This is a genomic window from Microbulbifer mixtoriginis (SeqCode), from assembly GCF_052467945.1.
In genome coordinates this window covers 3,907,299-3,924,254 of the sequence record NZ_CP174328.1, presented here as the reverse complement: position 1 = coordinate 3,924,254, position 16,956 = coordinate 3,907,299, and the positions used below count along the sequence as shown (strand labels likewise).

At 51.0% G+C, this 16,956-nt stretch carries 13 protein-coding genes; 8 read left to right on the top strand and 5 right to left on the bottom strand.

Going from position 1 to position 16,956, the window contains the following annotated elements:
• The first annotated feature begins 97 nt into the window (after positions 1–97).
• Together ACJJIJ_RS16950 and ACJJIJ_RS16945 are read left to right on the top strand one after the other, a co-directional pair.
• Complete coding sequence (locus ACJJIJ_RS16950; protein ID WP_444937962.1) at positions 98–1,072, top strand: phenylacetaldoxime dehydratase family protein; 975 nt, start codon at positions 98–100, stop codon at positions 1,070–1,072.
• A gap of 84 nt (positions 1,073–1,156) precedes the next feature.
• Positions 1,157–1,783 carry a class I SAM-dependent methyltransferase gene (locus tag ACJJIJ_RS16945; RefSeq protein WP_444883097.1) on the top strand — a complete coding sequence of 209 codons (627 nt, stop codon included), beginning with the start codon at positions 1,157–1,159 and terminating at the stop codon, positions 1,781–1,783.
• A 93-nt stretch (positions 1,784–1,876) separates the two neighbouring features.
• Here the strand turns inward: ACJJIJ_RS16945 and ACJJIJ_RS16940 are convergent, their stop codons facing one another.
• Positions 1,877–2,110 (bottom strand): hypothetical protein, encoded by a 234-nt coding sequence (locus ACJJIJ_RS16940; RefSeq protein ID WP_444937961.1) that lies wholly within the window; start codon positions 2,108–2,110, stop codon positions 1,877–1,879.
• Positions 2,111–2,187: 77 nt separating this feature from the next.
• Here ACJJIJ_RS16940 and ACJJIJ_RS16935 point away from each other — a divergent pair, with 77 nt between their 5' ends.
• Complete coding sequence (locus ACJJIJ_RS16935; RefSeq protein ID WP_444887485.1) at positions 2,188–2,745, top strand: dienelactone hydrolase family protein; 558 nt, start codon at positions 2,188–2,190, stop codon at positions 2,743–2,745.
• 143 nt (positions 2,746–2,888) lie between these two features.
• On the opposite strand, the gene ACJJIJ_RS16930 is transcribed toward ACJJIJ_RS16935, so the two are convergent.
• From ACJJIJ_RS16930 to thiI, 3 genes are all read right to left on the bottom strand, one after another.
• Entirely contained in the window at positions 2,889–4,868 is a 1,980-nt protein-coding gene (locus tag ACJJIJ_RS16930) for a glycosyl hydrolase family 18 protein (RefSeq protein WP_444937960.1), read from the bottom strand.
• A gap of 513 nt (positions 4,869–5,381) precedes the next feature.
• Positions 5,382–7,190 carry a translational GTPase TypA gene (typA, locus tag ACJJIJ_RS16925; protein ID WP_252083725.1) on the bottom strand — a complete coding sequence of 603 codons (1,809 nt, stop codon included), beginning with the start codon at positions 7,188–7,190 and terminating at the stop codon, positions 5,382–5,384.
• 210 nt (positions 7,191–7,400) lie between these two features.
• Positions 7,401–8,885 (bottom strand): tRNA uracil 4-sulfurtransferase ThiI, encoded by a 1,485-nt coding sequence (gene thiI / locus ACJJIJ_RS16920; protein ID WP_444937959.1) that lies wholly within the window; start codon positions 8,883–8,885, stop codon positions 7,401–7,403.
• A 319-nt stretch (positions 8,886–9,204) separates the two neighbouring features.
• Between thiI and glnA the strand changes: the two genes are divergently transcribed.
• From glnA to ACJJIJ_RS16895, 5 genes are all read left to right on the top strand, one after another.
• On the top strand, positions 9,205–10,611 hold the full coding sequence (gene glnA, locus ACJJIJ_RS16915; protein WP_252086040.1) for a glutamate--ammonia ligase: 1,407 nt from the start codon (positions 9,205–9,207) through the stop codon (positions 10,609–10,611).
• Between the two features lie 225 nt (positions 10,612–10,836).
• Positions 10,837–11,478, top strand: coding sequence for a DUF4124 domain-containing protein (locus ACJJIJ_RS16910; protein WP_444937958.1), 642 nt, complete (start codon positions 10,837–10,839; stop codon positions 11,476–11,478).
• 308 nt (positions 11,479–11,786) lie between these two features.
• Entirely contained in the window at positions 11,787–12,869 is a 1,083-nt protein-coding gene (gene glnL / locus ACJJIJ_RS16905; protein WP_444887483.1) for a nitrogen regulation protein NR(II), read from the top strand.
• A gap of 3 nt (positions 12,870–12,872) precedes the next feature.
• Positions 12,873–14,279: a nitrogen regulation protein NR(I) gene (gene ntrC / locus ACJJIJ_RS16900; protein ID WP_444937957.1), complete on the top strand. Its 1,407-nt coding sequence runs from the start codon at positions 12,873–12,875 to the stop codon at positions 14,277–14,279.
• A 159-nt stretch (positions 14,280–14,438) separates the two neighbouring features.
• Positions 14,439–14,771, top strand: coding sequence for a PAS domain-containing protein (locus ACJJIJ_RS16895; protein WP_444937956.1), 333 nt, complete (start codon positions 14,439–14,441; stop codon positions 14,769–14,771).
• A 212-nt stretch (positions 14,772–14,983) separates the two neighbouring features.
• Here ACJJIJ_RS16895 and ACJJIJ_RS16890 read toward each other — a convergent pair whose 3' ends face one another.
• A complete protein-coding gene (locus tag ACJJIJ_RS16890) occupies positions 14,984–16,948 on the bottom strand; it encodes a hypothetical protein (RefSeq protein WP_444937955.1) in 1,965 nt (654 codons plus the stop codon).
• Between the last annotated feature and the right edge of the window lie 8 nt (positions 16,949–16,956).

The window sequence follows — 16,956 nt, the reverse complement described above, 5'->3', positions numbered from 1 at the left end:
TAAGCCTTTTCACAATGTCCTTGAAAAAGGCTGAAGAAGTTGTTCCTTAACTAGAAGTTAGGCACTTACAAAGCTGAGCGCGAGGAGATAATAAAGCTTGAAAAATCGTCCAGTGAATTTCAAGCCTCCCTACCCCGCATGGGAGCTAGACCTTCCCTCTAACCATTGGTATGTCCAGTGCCAGGTTGGCTTACAGTTTGCGAGTGGACAACGTGACGATTCGCTATTCCGATTATTGGCCAGGTTTTTATCCAGTGCTAAAGGTTTGCTGCACTTTGAGCGGGCGGGACACATCGATGTTCAGAGAGCTTATAACGATATTGCTATAGCCTATTGGGACAACGATGAATCAATGGGGAAATGGCTTAGGGAAGAGGCTACTGAGTTACGGGAAATTATTCAGAGTAAGTCGGGATTTTGGTATGAGGCGTTAGCCGCTCCACGCTCACACTTTGAAGTATCTTCCTCCACACCTATGGCTGACTGGGGGATTTTTCGCCACTTTGATATTTGTGAGCAGCATGAACACGCTTACTGGGGGGCGATGCGGGATCGAATTAGTGCGGCGGAGAATGATGGGCTTCCGGGTCAACTGCAAACCTTGCGGGCAATACCAGTTGGGAAAAAGTCAGATACAGAAATATCTCTTCCCGGTAATTTATGTATGATTCGTACAGTTCAAGGGTACTCGACAGCCAGTTCCACGGAGCGGCATGCCTACCGGGAATCTCTGTGTTCCGAGTATGAACAGGGGGTGCATTATTTGCAGTCAAACCCAATAGAATCGCGCTGTCTTAGTGCTCGCCTGTTAAAGGATGAGCATCCTGCACTGGGCAGGCCGGACACTGAAACTATTGCTTGGTTTGCATCCCTGGCGGATTTGGAAAACTGGGTACATCACCACCCTACCCATAAAGCTATTTATGCGGCTGCGCAGTGTTATGCGAGTCGCTTCGCCTCTGGGATGCAACTTTTGTTGAGTCACGAAGTGGCAGTAGTGCCGCATGGCAAGGGGCGGGCTTTTTATCAGGGCTGCCATCCTGATACAGGGTTGAAGCGTTTTCTCAAGTAAAAGTAAAGTGTATCTGTAGCTCTCAGAAAAGTGATATAGACACCTTAAAATAAAAGCAGTGAAGTTATTTTAATGTGTTATTGCATGGCAATTAAGTCGGTTCCATACGAAATTGATGACATTATTCGCAAGGTATATAAATACTCTGATTTGGGTAATTATCTCGATGAGGAGAATCGTTTTCTAAGAAATCTGGTTTCCGAGGGATCAACGCTTATAGATTTTGGTTGCGGTAATGGTCGTCATCTCAGGCTATTAAACGATCGTCTTGAACTCGGATTGGGAATAGATAATGACCATGGGCATATTGCGAGTGCACGAAATTTGAGTAAAGGAATAAGAAACCTCCAATTTTTACTTGCAGATGCCAAGACATTTACATCGGAGCGTAGGTACTCTATCGCCATATCTATGTATAACACGGTTGGTAATATTTACCCAGCGAGTAGAGTCATCGAAGTAATGCAGAGTGTATGCCAGCGTAAAGGGAAATTGATTGTCAGCGTTTTCTCAGAACAATCTATCGAAGAAAGAGTGGTGTTTTATCAGAAAATTGGTTTTGGTATAAAGCGGGTATCAGAGAATTCCATTCTGACAGACAAAGGTGTGGAGTCCTCTCATTATAGCAGGGTACAACTTTCTAAGTTGATTCCTGAGGCTGAAATTATACCCTGTAGCAAATTTGGATGGCTGGCGGTTAAGTCAGTTTAAATGAATTTGATGATCGATTATCTCTTGTTAGATATTTCTTGCTACTGGGTTTTTAACCATATAACCGTACACTTTGTTAAAAAGTTTGTGCATCTAAAACTCGACATTATCAACACCTTCAAGGGATTTATGACTGGCATGGTCTTCAATTGATAAGTCGGTCATATCCCAAAATCCTGTGGCTACTAGGGTGGCTTTCCCAGAGGACTTTATTTCTTTTCTGGATGATACAAGCTCTAGAAGGAGGTCATTTTCGAGTTTTTTAGCATGGTGAATAGCGAGTACCTTTGATTCTTTGGTGCTTTCATTAAATTTAAGTATCTTCATGGGGTTTAGTTTTAATTTATTGTTGTCAGGAAGGCAGCTGCCTCGGAAATTGTAAAAACTACAAGGTATTAATGTTAATGAAGGTAATTGTTGTTTCTGATATTTGGGGGCGGACAGAAGCCTTGGACGCCCTTTGTTTGCGAACTTTTGAGGATTATACAATCCTGGATCCATACTCCGGTAGTGAGATGAACTTTGAGATCGAGGGGGACGCATATAAATATTTTATCAACGAATGCGGCCTGGAAAGGTACTATTCCTATGTAAGCAGTTACATTAAAGAGCAGCGTTATAGTTATAATCTGCTGGGATTTAGTGTGGGCGCAACAGTCGCTTGGATGTTAGCCTGTAGTGATCAAGCTGAATTTATTAAAAAAACAGCCTGCTTCTATGGTTCCAGGGTTCGCTATCTTCTCAATGAGAGGCCAACCCGAAGTGTAGACTTTTTTCTGGCAAATAAAGAGCCCTCCTTTAATGTTTTGGAGTTCTCCCGCGAACTCTCCAATATACCGATGGTGACTTTACATAAAACACAGTTTTCTCATGGATTTATGAATAGTTGTTCTGAAAATTTTAATCCTGAAGCTTACAGGCACTACCGTGATTGGCTGAAAAGCTGGGCTAATGGCGCCTAGGCAACAGAGTGCGGAGAAGAAAAGGGTTGGAAGCTGAGGTCTGAAAAGGGAGGGCTAAGAAAAAAGGTCTGAATATTTTATGTGAAAAATAAAAGGACCCGAAGGCCCTTTTATTTCCTGGAAAAGTAAAATCTTAAAGATATTTACTGACAGGAGCTCGCTTCCCAGTACTGCGGCGCTGCAGTCGGAGACCACCAGTTGGGTCCGAAGGTAGAGACGTATACCTGGCCTTCGAAAGTTACCTTATCGCCAACTTCGTAGCCGGCATCACCCGCGTAGGGCTGTTGGAACACTGGGCAGGAATCTGCCGAGTCCTCATCGCCATTGTCGCCATCAGAATTTCCGTCTGTGTTGTCACCGGAACCGTTATCTGTATTGTCGCCAGATCCATTATCGGTGCCGCTGTTATCGCCTGACCCTGTACCGGAATCGTTGCCAGAGTCGCCGCCGCTTGTTTGACAGGTGGTTTCATTCCACAGCGATGGTGCCGCACTCGGAGACCACCAGTTTGGCGCATGAGTGGATTCGTAGGCGACACCTTCGAAGACAACAACATCACCGACCGCATAGCCTGGATCGCCAGCATAGGGCTGCTCAAACGCCTCGCAGGCAGAGTTTCCGGTGCTGCCGCTATCGCCAGTGTCTCCAGTATTCCCTGTGTTGCCGCTATCGCCGGTGTCACCCGTATCTCCGGTGTCCCCGGTATTTCCAGTATCACCCGTGTCGCCAGTACTTCCAGTGTCTCCGTTGCCATCATCCCCAGAGCTCGATCCGCCTTGCCCGAAGACCTCCAGCGCCGCATCCAGAAGTGGATACTGGTATTGGTTATTCTCGCGCAGCATACCGCCCCGGAGCTGCCAGATCATTACACCGCCCAGGTCTTGCTCGACCACGTAACGGGACCGCTCGGCGATTGAGGTGGTGTCCTCGAAGGAAATGAAGCCGCCATCTGGGAACCACCCATAGTGAGTGACTGCTTCTGGGTCGTAGGCGGTCTGGAATGATGCGTCGCTCTGCATTTTCTCAACGATCTGGTAGTAACGTGTCTCGGTGTCGGAACCCCAGTGAGCGACATCCTGCCCCGATGCGGCTTCGCCGATCGCGGTGGCGCCGGCGACACTGCGGCCGTAGTGAGACATACCCAGGATGATTTTTTCTGACGGGATATTGCCTTCAGTCATCCACATATTGCGGCAGCTGTCCGCGTCGAAGCCCTCATTGACTTGGCCGGCATAGGGGTAAAGTGGCGAGGTGTGCTGGGCTACTGAATCCCAGTCGCCACCGAAGTCGTAGGTCATCAGGTTGACGTAGTCCAGTGTTGCACCGACCTCGGCAAAATCGTAGCCTTCTTGTGCAATCGATGGGCCGCAAGCGACGGCGGCGGTTAGCTCCAAGCGCTTGCCGGTCTCGGCTTCGACTTCATCGAAGCGCGCACGCAGCTCCTTCAGTAGTGTGGTGAAATTTTCTTTGTCGATCGAACGGCCACCGTTGGGTGCATAGCCCGGATATTCGAAGTCGAGGTCGAGTCCATCGAAGTCCCAGTCGGTTAGTAGGGTTACCGCATTTTCGATAAATGCTGCACGTGTGTTGGCGCTTTCCATCATCTCAGAGACTTTATGGGAGAGCGTCCAACCGCCCACAGAGAGAATCGCCTTGGCACCATCGTCGTGTACCGACTTTACGAAACCGGATTCGTGATCGTTCCAGCTCTGGCAGACTGCGTCCTGCTTGCTTGCATCGTACTGGCTGTAGGGATGCCAGAACGGCGGTGAGCACTTGACCGGACCATTGCCGGCGCCGCCGGAGAAAGATTGAGCCCCCATTCCGTAAAAGACATAGGGATCAGTAAAGTAGATGGTGCCCTCTTCGTCATTCCAGGCAAAGGCGTATTGCACATGGGTCAGTTTGGAAAAATCCACATTGTCGTGGGTGAAGGAGGAGTCGGCCCAATACTCCCAGTCGGCCCAGTAAGCGGAAACACGTTTGGTTTCCTGGGCGCTGACATTGGCACTCAGCACGAATGCCGCAGCAAGCGTTGCTACTTTTTTTAATCCAAATCCGCGCTCATTGCGGCACCCCACTAACATCCCTGTTCGATCCTGAAATTGCAGGAAAGAAAACATTACAGTGACCTCCCATGGGCCTTAATTACGATGAAACTTAGCGTTATAGAACTAAACTTTATAGTTGAGGAAATTGGAAAAAAACCGGGGGATAAAAGTTCCATCTGAAACTTAGAGTACCATCGTAACTAACTCATTTTTCTCGATAAATTGTGCAAGAAAAGTGAAAGAATCAAGATGTAAACCGCTTTTTACAGGATAAAATTAGTTTCTATCACATTGGGGTAATGTGATAAATATTTGGTGATGATGGTCGAATTATTAGAGTTATTTAAGAATTAATTTTTATGATGTGAGCAAAAAAAATAAAAATGGTATTGGTCTGGATAATACCCAGGGGCAGTTGCCTAGGTGTCGCTGTCAGCGCTTTCCAAAAATAAATAGCAATAAGCGCTGGTTGCCCGGATAAAGTATTTTTTCTAGATTGCTTAAGTTTTCGGTGTAGGTTGTCACCAAGTGTAAAAAATAAAAAAGGGCCCTATAGGGCCCTTTTTAAACTGAAGAAAATTTTAATTATTTCTTCGTGCGCTTACGCATATTTTCCTGCAGGATTTTTTTGCGTATACGGATATGGTTGGGTGTCACCTCAACCAGCTCGTCCTCTTCGATAAACTCCAGCGCCTGCTCCAGGGTATGGCGGATGGGCGGAGTGAGGGTCAGGGCTTCGTCGGTGCCGGCGGCGCGAATATTGGTGAGCTGCTTACCCTTGGTGGGGTTTACCACTAGGTCGTTGCCGCGGGAGTGGATACCGATAACCTGGCCTTCGTAGATATCTTCGCCGTGGCCGAGGAACAGGCGTCCACGGTCCTGCAGGGCGAACAGAGCGTAGGCCAGAGTCTTACCGTTCACCATGGATACCAGTACGCCGTTGATGCGCTTGGCCACTTCACCCTGTTTTACCGGGCCGTAGTGGTCGAAGATGCTGGTCATGATGCCGGAGCCGCTGGTCAGGGTCAGGAACTGGTTGCGGAAACCGATCATGCCGCGCGAGGGCACGATAAAGGTCAGGCGCACACGGCCTTTGCCGTCCGGCTCCATATTGGTCAGTTCGGCTTTGCGTAGACCCAGCTCTTCCATAATCGGGCCCTGGTGCTGGTCTTCAACGTCGATCACCACCTCTTCGTAGGGCTCCTGGATCTCGCCGTCCACTTCTTTCTGCACCACTTCCGGACGGGAGACGCCCAGCTCGAAGCCTTCGCGACGCATGGTTTCGATCAGTACCGACAGGTGCAGTTCGCCGCGACCGGATACGCGGAATTTGTCCGGGGAATCACCTTGCTCAACGCGCAGGGCTACGTTGTGGATCAGCTCTTGATCCAGGCGCTCCTTGATATTGCGCGAGGTAACGAACTTGCCATCCTGGCCGGCAAAAGGCGAGTCGTTCACCTGGAAGGTCATACTCACGGTGGGCTCATCCACGCTCAGGGCCGGCAGGGCCTCCGGAGTGTCTGGGTCGCACAGGGTATCGGAGATATTCAGTTCGCCCACACCGGTAATACACACAATGTCGCCGGCGCTGGCCAGTTCCACTTCGGTGCGCTCAAGGCCCAGGTAACCCATCACCTGCAGAACCTTCGCCTTGCGGGAGTTGCCTTCGCGGTCCAGTACCACCACCTGCTGGTTGGGGGCCAGGGTGCCACGGGTGATACGGCCAACACCGATAACACCGACATAGCTAGAGTAATCCAGGGCGGAAATCTGCATCTGGAAGGCGCCTTTTGGGTCTACCTTGGGCGGCTCAACCTTGTCCACGATCATCTGGAACAGCGGCGTCATATCGTCGGCCATATCGGTATCGTCGAGGCCGGCGATGCCGTTCAGAGCGGAGGCGTAAACAACCGGGAAGTCCAGTTGCTCATCGGTGGCGCCGAGGCTGTCGAACAGGTCGAAGACCTGATCCATCACCCAGTCTGGGCGTGCGCCGGGGCGGTCGATCTTGTTGATCACCACGATGGGGTTGAGGCCCTGCTCAAACGCCTTTTGGGTAACGAAGCGGGTTTGCGGCATGGGGCCATCCACCGCATCTACCAACAGCAATACGGAGTCGACCATGGACAGTACGCGCTCTACCTCACCGCCAAAGTCGGCGTGCCCTGGGGTGTCGACGATGTTGATGCGGTAGTCGTTCCAGCGAATGGCGGTGTTCTTGGCGAGGATGGTAATGCCGCGCTCTCTCTCCTGGTCATTGGAGTCCATGACCCGCTCGGCGCCTTCATCGCGACGGTCGAGTGTGCCGGACTGGGACAGCAGCTTGTCCACCAGGGTGGTTTTGCCGTGGTCTACGTGGGCAATAATCGCAATATTGCGCAGATTCTCTATCACTGGGGGCCTCTGGGCGTTAAATCTTGGTAAATCGGGGCGGGGGCCTGCGGGGTTTCTACAGCAGCATTCCGGCCAAAGGCGGCGATTATAGGGGGGCCGCATGACAATTGGGAGTGATTTTGAGTAAAAAATCACCGGTCGCGTTCAGAATAGTGACCAGAGGAACAGAGCAGGGAGGGCGCGGGCGAATCTGCCGCCCGCGCCGGGCAATTACTTCTTGATGCCGTCGGGGCGGTGCGGGATCTGTGGGCGCAATACGCCCACATTACGGAAGCCTTCATCTAGCAAGTGAGAGGCATGTAGGCGGCTCATTACGCCGCGCGCACAGTAAAGCAGGTACTCGCGCTCCTGATCCAGCTTGGCGAAGCTGTTATTGAGGCGGTAGAAGGGGATAGTCTCTACTTCGACGCCCTCTAGCTCCAGCGGGTCCATTTCTTCTTCATCCGGGTGGCGGATATCGATGATTACTGCGTTGCCGGCCTCCTCACGGATTTCCACTTCCGGTGCTTCACCGTCCACTTCTTCGATGACCTCGTCGATATTCTGAATCGATCGGTTGCCGATGGCGCGGTCAAGAATAGTGAAGTCAAAGCGGTTTTCCTCGGATTCCACTTTTTCAATCTTGGCGCGGGTGGTGGGTTTTACCGAAATTACACCGCAGTATTCGGGCATATTTGCGGCGAATTCCTCGGTGCCGATGGCCCGGGAGGTACGGATAATATCGGTCTTATCGGTAGTGATCAGTGGTCGCAGTACCAGGGTGTTGGTGACTCTATCGATTACTGACAGATTCTTCAGGGTCTGGCTGGAAACCTGGGCGATGGCCTCACCGGTTACTACTGCATCCACTTCCAGCTCTTTCGCGATAACGTCTGCGGCGCGCAGCATCATACGCTTGAGAATCACGCCCATGTGGGAGTCGTCTACGCGCTCGAGAATTTCTGCCACCACTTCGTCGAAGGGCACGGTGACAAAACGCACCCGGTGGGAGGCGCCGTATTTGTTCCACAGGTAGTAGGCCACTTCCTTAACGCCCAGTTCGTGTTGGCGCCCGCCCAGGTTGAAGAACAGGAAGTGAGTGCGGATACCGCGTTTCATGGTCAGGTAGCTGGCCACGGTGGAATCGAAACCGCCGGAAACCAGCGATAGCACCGGGTCCTGGGTGCCCAGGGGGAAGCCGCCGAGGCCGGGGTGCTGTTCCTCGATCACGTTGAGTTTGTCGTGGCGGATCTCCAATTTGACCGTGATATCCGGGTTTTTCAGTTTCACCCCGGCCGCCCCGGTATTCTTGTTGAGGCCGCCGCCCACGTACTGTTCCACATCGAGGGATTTGAAGTCGTGGTCGCCGGTGCGTTTTACCCGCACGCAGAAGGTCTTGTCCTTGAGGGCTGGGCCCCACACCGACAGGGTCTTCTCGTACATATCGTGCAGGTCGCCCAGGGGGAACTGGCGCACGCGGGAGAAGTTGGCAATGCCGGGGGTGTGAGAGAGCACCTCTTCAATGCGGCTGCCAAGGTGGGCCACGGCGTCCGGGGCGATCACATCGATCTTTTCCCAGTCTTTGCGCACCTGGATACGGTCGTCCAGCTGGCGCAGCAGGCGCTGTAGGTTGTCCTTGAGCTGGCGCGACATACGTTTGCGCACCGGATTGCTCTTGATGGTGATCTCGGGAAAAAATTTGACGACAAAGTGCATGGGAATCCGTGGGGTACCGCATGTTGATAGAAGGTGCGGCATTATAAACTAGCCGGACGCAAGTTGGTTGTGCACTGTTTGTGAGCAAGCTGGAGTATAAATGCGCCATTGTGGTGCATTTAGTTGTGGCTGCACAGCCACAATACATCTATCCTGCCCCAGTCGGCCCAGTACTGGGGCCCGCACCGGCACCAGCCGCCGCTGCGACGCTACTGCCCTAATTTGGCACACTCTTTGCTTTATTTCACGCCAGGTAAAGAGCGAATGCCAGCAGTATAGGCATAGCGACCAAATACTTTTCAAGACCTGGAGGACAGCAATGTCAGCGAAAACGCTCGGTTTGATTAATGAGAGTGAAGCTAAGTGGATAGACCTGCGCTTCACCGACACCAAGGGTAAAGAACAGCACGTATCTGTGCCCGTGTCAGAGATTGACGACGAGTTCTTCGAAGAGGGCAAGATGTTCGATGGCTCCTCTATCGCTGGCTGGAAGGGCATTAACGAGTCCGACATGATCCTGATGCCGGATGACGATACCGCTTTCCTCGATCCCTTCACCGACGAAAGCACCGTGATTATTCGCTGTAATATCGTCGACCCGATCACCGGCCAGGGCTACGAGCGCGACCCGCGTTCCATCGCGCTGCGCGCCGAGGAATACCTGAAGTCCACCGGTCTGGGTGACACCGCACTGTTCGGCCCAGAGCCCGAGTTTTTCGTCTTCGACGATATTACCTGGGGTGCCGAAATGGGTGGCGCCTTCTACAAGATCAACTCCGAAGAGGCGGCTTGGTCTTCCGGTCATAACTTCAGTGAGGGCAATATTGGTCACCGCCCCGGAGTGAAAGGCGGTTACTTCCCAGTGCCCCCGGTTGACTCCCTGCACGATGTGCGCGCCGCTATGTGTTCCGCTATGGAGCAGATGGGTTTGCGTGTTGAAGTACACCACCACGAAGTGGGCACTGCTGGCCAGTGTGAGATCGGCGTTGCCGCCAACACCTTGACCAAGAAAGCGGATGAGGTGCAGATCCTTAAGTACGCCGTACACAATGTGGCTCACGCCTACGGCAAGACCGCGACCTTTATGCCGAAGCCGCTGGTAGGCGATAACGGCTCCGGCATGCACGTGCACCAGTCCTTCACCAAGGATGGCGTTAACCAGTTTGCCGGTGATGCCTACGCGGGCCTGTCCGAGACTGCCCTGTACTACATCGGCGGTATTGTGAAGCACGCGCGCGCCCTGAATGCGATCTGTAACGCATCCACCAACTCTTACAAGCGCCTGGTTCCTGGCTTCGAAGCCCCGGTTATCCTGGCGTACTCCGCACGCAACCGCTCTGCGTCTATCCGTATCCCTTACGTGACTTCTCCTAAGGGCAAGCGTATCGAGACCCGCTTCCCGGATCCAACCGCCAACCCTTATCTGGCATTTGCTGCGCTGTTGATGGCGGGCCTGGACGGTATCAAGAACAAGATCCACCCCGGCGATGCCGCCGACAAGGATCTCTACGATCTGCCGCCGGAAGAGTTGGCCGAGTACCCGACCGTTGCTGCGAGTCTGGAAGGCGCCCTGGATGCTCTGGATCAGGATCGTGCCTTCCTCACCGAAGGCGGTGTATTCACCGACGACGCCATCGATGCCTACATCGACCTGAAGCGCGAAGAAGTAGAGCGCCTGAACATGACCACGCACCCGGTCGAGTTTGATATGTACTACTCCGTGTAATGGCGAGCGGCATCACGCCGATGTCGTCGAGTCGTTCTCGAAAAGCCCGCACCCTACTGGTGCGGGCTTTTTTATTGGAGGTACACTGATTGGGTTGGTTGCTTTTGCCGTCTATGGTCGATTTTGTATCTCTTGGACCCAAAAGCCCGCCCCTTTGAGACTGCGGCCCCCGTATTGGGCTGAGACAAGGACTACCGCCTCGCGGCTGAGTGAGTGATGGAAAATATGAAACTGCTTCAGGCCCTTTTCCTTGCTGTTCCCCTGGTGGCCTTTGCCGGCACCGATGGTGGGAATACCTCCAGTACTATTTACAAGGTCGTCGGCCCCGATGGTCAGGTGACTTTCAGCGATACGCCACCACCCAATGGGCAGGCGCAGGAGGTGCAATTGGCTCCCATCAATGTTCAGCCCATTGCCCTGCCGCGAACCCTGCCAACTCGTAAATTGTCTCCAAAAGATGAGACTGACACCGGCAAGGAGGGCTATACAGGCCCGGTTTCTATCCAGATAGTGAGTCCCCTGGATGGCGCCACCATCCCGCCGGGACAGCGCTTTATTCCACTACAGGTAGACGTGCATCCGGTGTATCCAGAGGGGGCGAGTTTCTTTGCAGTGGTAGATGGCAAACCCTGGCAGGGTAGCTCTTCTGGAGCGGGCCTGGATATCTCCCTGCTCGAGCGCGGCACTCATACTGTGCAGGCGGTACTCACCGACTCCAAGGGCCAGGTATTGGCACAATCTCAAGTGGTTACTCTCTATGTGAAACGTCCGGGTGGCAGATTGCCTGACAACTCGGCACCGCGTGCACCGCAAGCCCCCAGGGCTCCGGTTGGGCCGGGTATCCCCCAAGCCCAGCCCAGCCCCTAAATTTGCCCCGCCCTCAAGGCCCTCACCGATAACTTCTTTTTTGGTGGGGGTCGCCGTTTTTATCCTTGCTGGTTGAATTTTACTCTACGCACTAAAATGGTGCGCATAGGGGTAAGCTATCTCAAGTGCTTCGGTACATGTGTCAGCTGAATCGTTTAAACCCCCTAAGACCGAGTGGGTTGGGCAGTGCCTCCCATTAATTCCGTGCGCCATTTTGGTTTGCTTTTTGCACTGGCTAGATACAAGGGGTTATCGCGCCGGGCATAGGAGATTGTCCCGGCCCCTCGATGAAAAGCGGAAACGATTGAATGCTCAATGATCGCCAGTTGCGTCAGCTGCTAGACAGCCTAACTTCAGCGGTACTGGTACTGGATGACCAGTTATCGCTTTGCTACCTGAATAATGCCGCCGAGGATCTGTTGGCTGCCTCCAATGCACGGGTTGAGGGTATGCCTCTGCAGGAGGTGGTGAGGGAATCTAACGCCGCACTAAAAGCACTGCACAATGCGCTCCTCACAGGGGAAAAATTCACGGTGCGGCGCGCCCACTGGCGCTTGCACAACCTAAAAACGCGCACCGTAGATTACTCCGTCAGCCCTGTACCGGAGCTGGGGGTATTGCTGGTGGAAGTGCAGCCGATGGATCGTTTGCTACGCATTGCTCGCGAGGATGCGTTGCTCAGTACCCAGGAGACCGCACGCAATTTGGTGCGGGGTATGGCTCATGAGGTAAAGAACCCCCTCGGAGGGATTCGCGGTGCCGCACAGCTGCTGCAGCGCGAACTGCCCGATGCCTCCCTGGAAGAGTACACCCAGATCATTATCGAAGAGGTGGATCGCCTGCGTAATCTGGTCGATCGACTACTGGGGCCCCGCCAGCCAGTACAACTGGTGCCCAGCAATGTGCACGAGATCCTAGAGCGGGTGGCACAACTGGTCGAGGCCGAATGTGGGGGTGAACTACTGATTCGCCGGGATTACGACCCCTCTATCCCCGATGTGCCGGCAGACCCCGAACAGTTGATCCAGGCCTTGTTGAATATCGCCCGCAATGCCATGCAGGCCATCGATGAAAGTATTGGTCTCACTAATGGCGAAATGGTGCTGCGTACGCGGGTACAGCGCCAGTTCACGATTGGTCGGCGCCACTGCCCGCTGGTTTGCCGTATCGAAATAGAAGACAACGGCCCCGGTATTGCCGAGGAGATCCGCGAGCGTATTTTTTTCCCGATGATTTCCGGGCGCGCCGAAGGCTCGGGACTGGGGTTGTCTATCTCGCAAAACATCATCAACCAACACCGTGGCTTAATTAAATGCGACAGCCGACCAGGCCGCAGTGTATTCCAGATTTATCTGCCACTTGTTACCGAATCAGCCAATACAGGAACCTAGAGAATGAGCAATCGCGTTTGGATTATTGACGACGACCGATCAATCCGCTGGGTACTGGAGCGAGCGCTGTCACGGGAGGGGATTGAGACCCAGTGCTACGAGAGTGGTGATCGCGCACTGGATGATTTTTACAGCGACTCCCCGGATGTGGTGATCAGTGATATCCGCATGCCGGGCTCCGATGGCTTCAAATTACTGGAGAGATTCCAGGCGGAACGGTCGGGCCTGCCGATTATTATCATGACCGCACATTCGGATCTCGACAGCGCCGTGGCTGCCTATCAGGGTGGGGCCTTCGAATATTTACCCAAGCCGTTCGATATCGACGAAGCGGTAGCGGTTACCCGTCGCGCGCTGGCGCACGCCAAGGAACAGGCCCAGGAAGAGCGTGCGGAGCCGGATAATGGCGCAAGCAACAAAGAAATTATTGGCGAAGCGCCGGCCATGCAGGAAGTATTTCGTGCTATTGGGCGCCTTTCTCATTCCAATATTACCGTGTTAATCAACGGTGAATCTGGAACCGGTAAGGAGCTGGTGGCTCAGGCCCTGCACAATCACAGCCCGCGCCGTAACAAGCCGTTTATTGCCCTCAATATGGCCGCGATTCCCAAAGACCTGATGGAGTCGGAGCTATTCGGACACGAGAAGGGTGCCTTTACCGGCGCCAGCGCTCAGCGGGCGGGTCGTTTTGAGCAAGCCAACAGCGGCACCCTGTTTTTGGATGAAATTGGCGATATGCCGGCGGATACACAGACGCGTCTGTTGCGTGTGTTGGCAGATGGTGAGTTTTATCGAGTAGGTGGCCATACACCGGTAAAAGTGGATGTGCGTATTATCGCTGCCACTCACCAGAACCTGGAGGAGTTGGTGCGCGAGCATAAATTCCGCGAGGATTTGTTCCACCGCCTGAATGTGATTCGGATTCATATCCCGCGCCTAGCGGACAGGCGCGAGGATATTCCACGGTTGGTACGTCACTTCTTTAATGCCGCCGCCGCCGATCTCGGCGTAGAGCCGAAAATTCTCAGCAAAGATGCGGAGGAGTACCTCTCCGGTCTCGACTGGCCCGGCAATGTGCGCCAGTTGGAAAATACCTGTCGCTGGATTACCGTGATGGCCTCCGGCCGTGAAGTGCATATTGAAGACCTTCCGCAGGAATTGCATCAGCAGGGTAATGAAACCGAAACGCCACTGGACTGGCAAAAAGCCCTGCGTATCTGGGCCGATCAGGCACTGAGCGCCGGGCGCAAGGAAATTCTCAGTGAGGCCGTACCGGCCTTCGAGAAGGCCCTGATAGAAATCGCCTTAAAGCACACCGCTGGACGCAAGCGGGATGCTGCGGATCTACTGGGTTGGGGCCGCAATACTCTGACGAGGAAGTTAAAGGAGTTAGAAATTAATGGAAGTTAAGAACTGCTCAGCGCTTAACTTAAGGAATAGCTTTATAAATAATTAAGCGGATATTTCTTTTAAATCTTAATCGCTGAATAAGTACATACTTTTTTTGGCTTCTCTACCAATATTTATTTATTCCACTTAAATGTATTGGTAGAAGCCTGGAGAAAGTTTATGACTGCTGATGAGTTAAGTGTTCTCGATAGTGTGCCATTTCTATTCTGGGTAAAAAGTAGAGATGAGCAGTATTTATGGGGAAATCGAAAAATTTGTGAATTGGCTGGTGAGGATGTAGCGGGAAAGACCGATGACCAGCTGGTTTGGGCAGAAAATGCCTCAGCACTGAAGGCGGCAGATATTCGCGTTTTTAATTCCGGTAAGCCAGATTATTTACTTGAGCATGTGGTAAAATCCAGTAAGGGTGAGGAAACCCTTAGCGTTTGTAAGTGGCTCGATGATTTTGAGGGGCAGCAGTGTTGTTTTGGGATCTCTTTTGTTATCGAGTGACTTGAGGTTTGTTAGAGTGGGGTGGTCAAATTGGTAGTGGCCCCGTAATATCCGTGTTGTTTTAGTTCAAGGTTCCTATTCTTGTTTATCATCATAAGGTCGGTAATGTACAAGATTCTTGCCGATTTTAATTTGAAAGTGATTGTGGCTAAATCCCAGGACTCAATAGTTATAGGTCCTGGGATTCAACGAGCTTAAAGTATTTGATGAAACTAATTTTCTATATCGGTTTTTTTAAATCGGCCGATATAGCCGCCCCGGTAGTCTATCCTGCTGGAATCTGGGATGGAAAATAGAGCGTTTTGAGTCACTCGGATATAATAAAAATTCTCATCGATGTCTAGCAGCTCTGTGTCTCTCTCTCTCCATAAAACACATTCTTCAGATTGTCCTTCACAAGAGGCTAGATAAGGAAGAGTTCCATTTTCTTCAGTGTCCAGTGATGGATCATAATAGTGCTTAGTTATTAGGGTATCATTCTCAACCTTTTCCCAGGAGCCTATTCTCGGGCTGATGCCCCACTTGGATTCTGTCAATGGTTGTTCCTGATACAACGTTTCGATATGAAAAATTCCGTTATCTTTATAGGTTAGTGCATAGTTATAGTCAGTGAGAAAGGGTGCATTATATTCAAGCCTAATAGGAGTGGGTATATTTTTAGATACTTTCTCCATCATAAATCCAGAGAATATTTTCTTTTTATCGGTATTAGGGTTATTGCCTATACCAATAAACCTCAGTGTTTTGTTGAAAAAACCAAGCGGAATGTAGCGGACTTCAGTGCCCCCCTCATACTTCACTCTTAGATCTTTATCAAAGGTGTATGAATATTTTTCACTGTTTTCTGAGGATACACCATAAACTATTTCCCCGGTGCTCTCAGTTTTATTGGTGAACTTTGCAGGAAATATGTCGCAGTCACAGTTTTGATATGTTTCTGGGTGATAAGAGGCTGCATAAAATTCCTCTGGTAGGGAGTCCCAAGGGAAAGTTAGCTTAGTGTCAGTTACATGAAAGTATCTGCTCTCAGTACTCTCGTAGTCCCCATCAGGGCCTTCACACATACCTTTAAAATCGATTTTTACTATCTGGCTATAAGGTGTTGTGAAAGCATGTTTTGCTTCAAACTCTCTATCCCGCATATTTACGCAGCTCTCTTCTATATAGTATTCCCATGTAGAGTCTCCGATGAGGGAGCCGCTTATATTGCCAAATTCATCCGTGCTTAAAGTAAACTTTCCTACTTCTGATAAGTCTGCTGATCCACTAGTTTGGTGTTGTGTGCTTAGCTCAATGAGGCCGGTATCTAGAGTAGCATCTGAATCAGTTCTTCTTGTAGAGAAAATTATTTCTTCAGATGCATTGAGTTTGTAGCTTTGATCTCGCAAATATTTATTTTCTAGTAAATAATTAATAGATTTTAAATAGATGTCATGAGTATTTTTGCTTTGATTAATTATATCTTCAGATTTCTGTATGGAAAATTGAAAGTCTTTGATGAAATCTTTGGTGTTAGAGTATTTATCAACAGGAAAATAGTAGTTGTTTGTATCTGTTGTGGCGCTAGAAATAGTGGCCTTCATATAGGCGGCTAGCTGTATGGCTTCATCCAGTGGGACTTCGAAAGTATATTTTTTTAAATCCTCGACTGAAGTAATGAGTTCTCCATTGTTTGCCAAGTCAATAAGGTCTGCCATGACACCGGTGAAAGTTCCTACTGCAAATGCAGGGTTATTATTTAAATAACTTACTTCATTATTAATGGCTTTATCTTTTATGTCTGAAAATGATCCGGCATATGAGCGGAATTCGAAATCCCAGTCGTTGGGCATAGAACCCTTGGCCGAAAAAGTTACCAGTTCATTTTCGTGACTAGAGTCGACTTCAACACTAAATTCATTATTATTTTTTTGGTCGGCAATATATTCTTTCTCACCAATTCTGACGGTTACGACAGGAAAGTCCTTAAAGTCCTCGGTGAAAATACCATGTAGAGTGATTGCTGATGGGGAGGAGGGCTGTCCTGAGGTGTCGCCCCCGGTTGAAGGTGTGGATGGTGTAGATTGACTTGGGGTTGGCTCAGATGAATCGCCACTTTTGCTTCCACCTCCACTGCATGCACTAATTAATACTGTAGAAATAAGTAGTGTTCTATAGAGGTTGGTTATCCTTTTCATACATAGAC

Coding starts and splice junctions, on each gene's coding strand:
- ACJJIJ_RS16935 (WP_444887485.1), top strand. CDS start 2,188: ATGAAGGTAATTGTTGTTTCTGATATTTGGGGGCGGACAGAAGCCTTG.
- ACJJIJ_RS16940 (WP_444937961.1), bottom strand. CDS start 2,110: ATGAAGATACTTAAATTTAATGAAAGCACCAAAGAATCAAAGGTACTC.
- ACJJIJ_RS16895 (WP_444937956.1), top strand. CDS start 14,439: ATGACTGCTGATGAGTTAAGTGTTCTCGATAGTGTGCCATTTCTATTC.
- ACJJIJ_RS16945 (WP_444883097.1), top strand. CDS start 1,157: ATGGCAATTAAGTCGGTTCCATACGAAATTGATGACATTATTCGCAAG.
- glnA (WP_252086040.1), top strand. CDS start 9,205: ATGTCAGCGAAAACGCTCGGTTTGATTAATGAGAGTGAAGCTAAGTGG.
- ACJJIJ_RS16890 (WP_444937955.1), bottom strand. CDS start 16,948: ATGAAAAGGATAACCAACCTCTATAGAACACTACTTATTTCTACAGTA.
- thiI (WP_444937959.1), bottom strand. CDS start 8,885: ATGCACTTTGTCGTCAAATTTTTTCCCGAGATCACCATCAAGAGCAAT.
- glnL (WP_444887483.1), top strand. CDS start 11,787: ATGCTCAATGATCGCCAGTTGCGTCAGCTGCTAGACAGCCTAACTTCA.
- ntrC (WP_444937957.1), top strand. CDS start 12,873: ATGAGCAATCGCGTTTGGATTATTGACGACGACCGATCAATCCGCTGG.
- ACJJIJ_RS16910 (WP_444937958.1), top strand. CDS start 10,837: ATGAAACTGCTTCAGGCCCTTTTCCTTGCTGTTCCCCTGGTGGCCTTT.
- ACJJIJ_RS16930 (WP_444937960.1), bottom strand. CDS start 4,868: ATGTTTTCTTTCCTGCAATTTCAGGATCGAACAGGGATGTTAGTGGGG.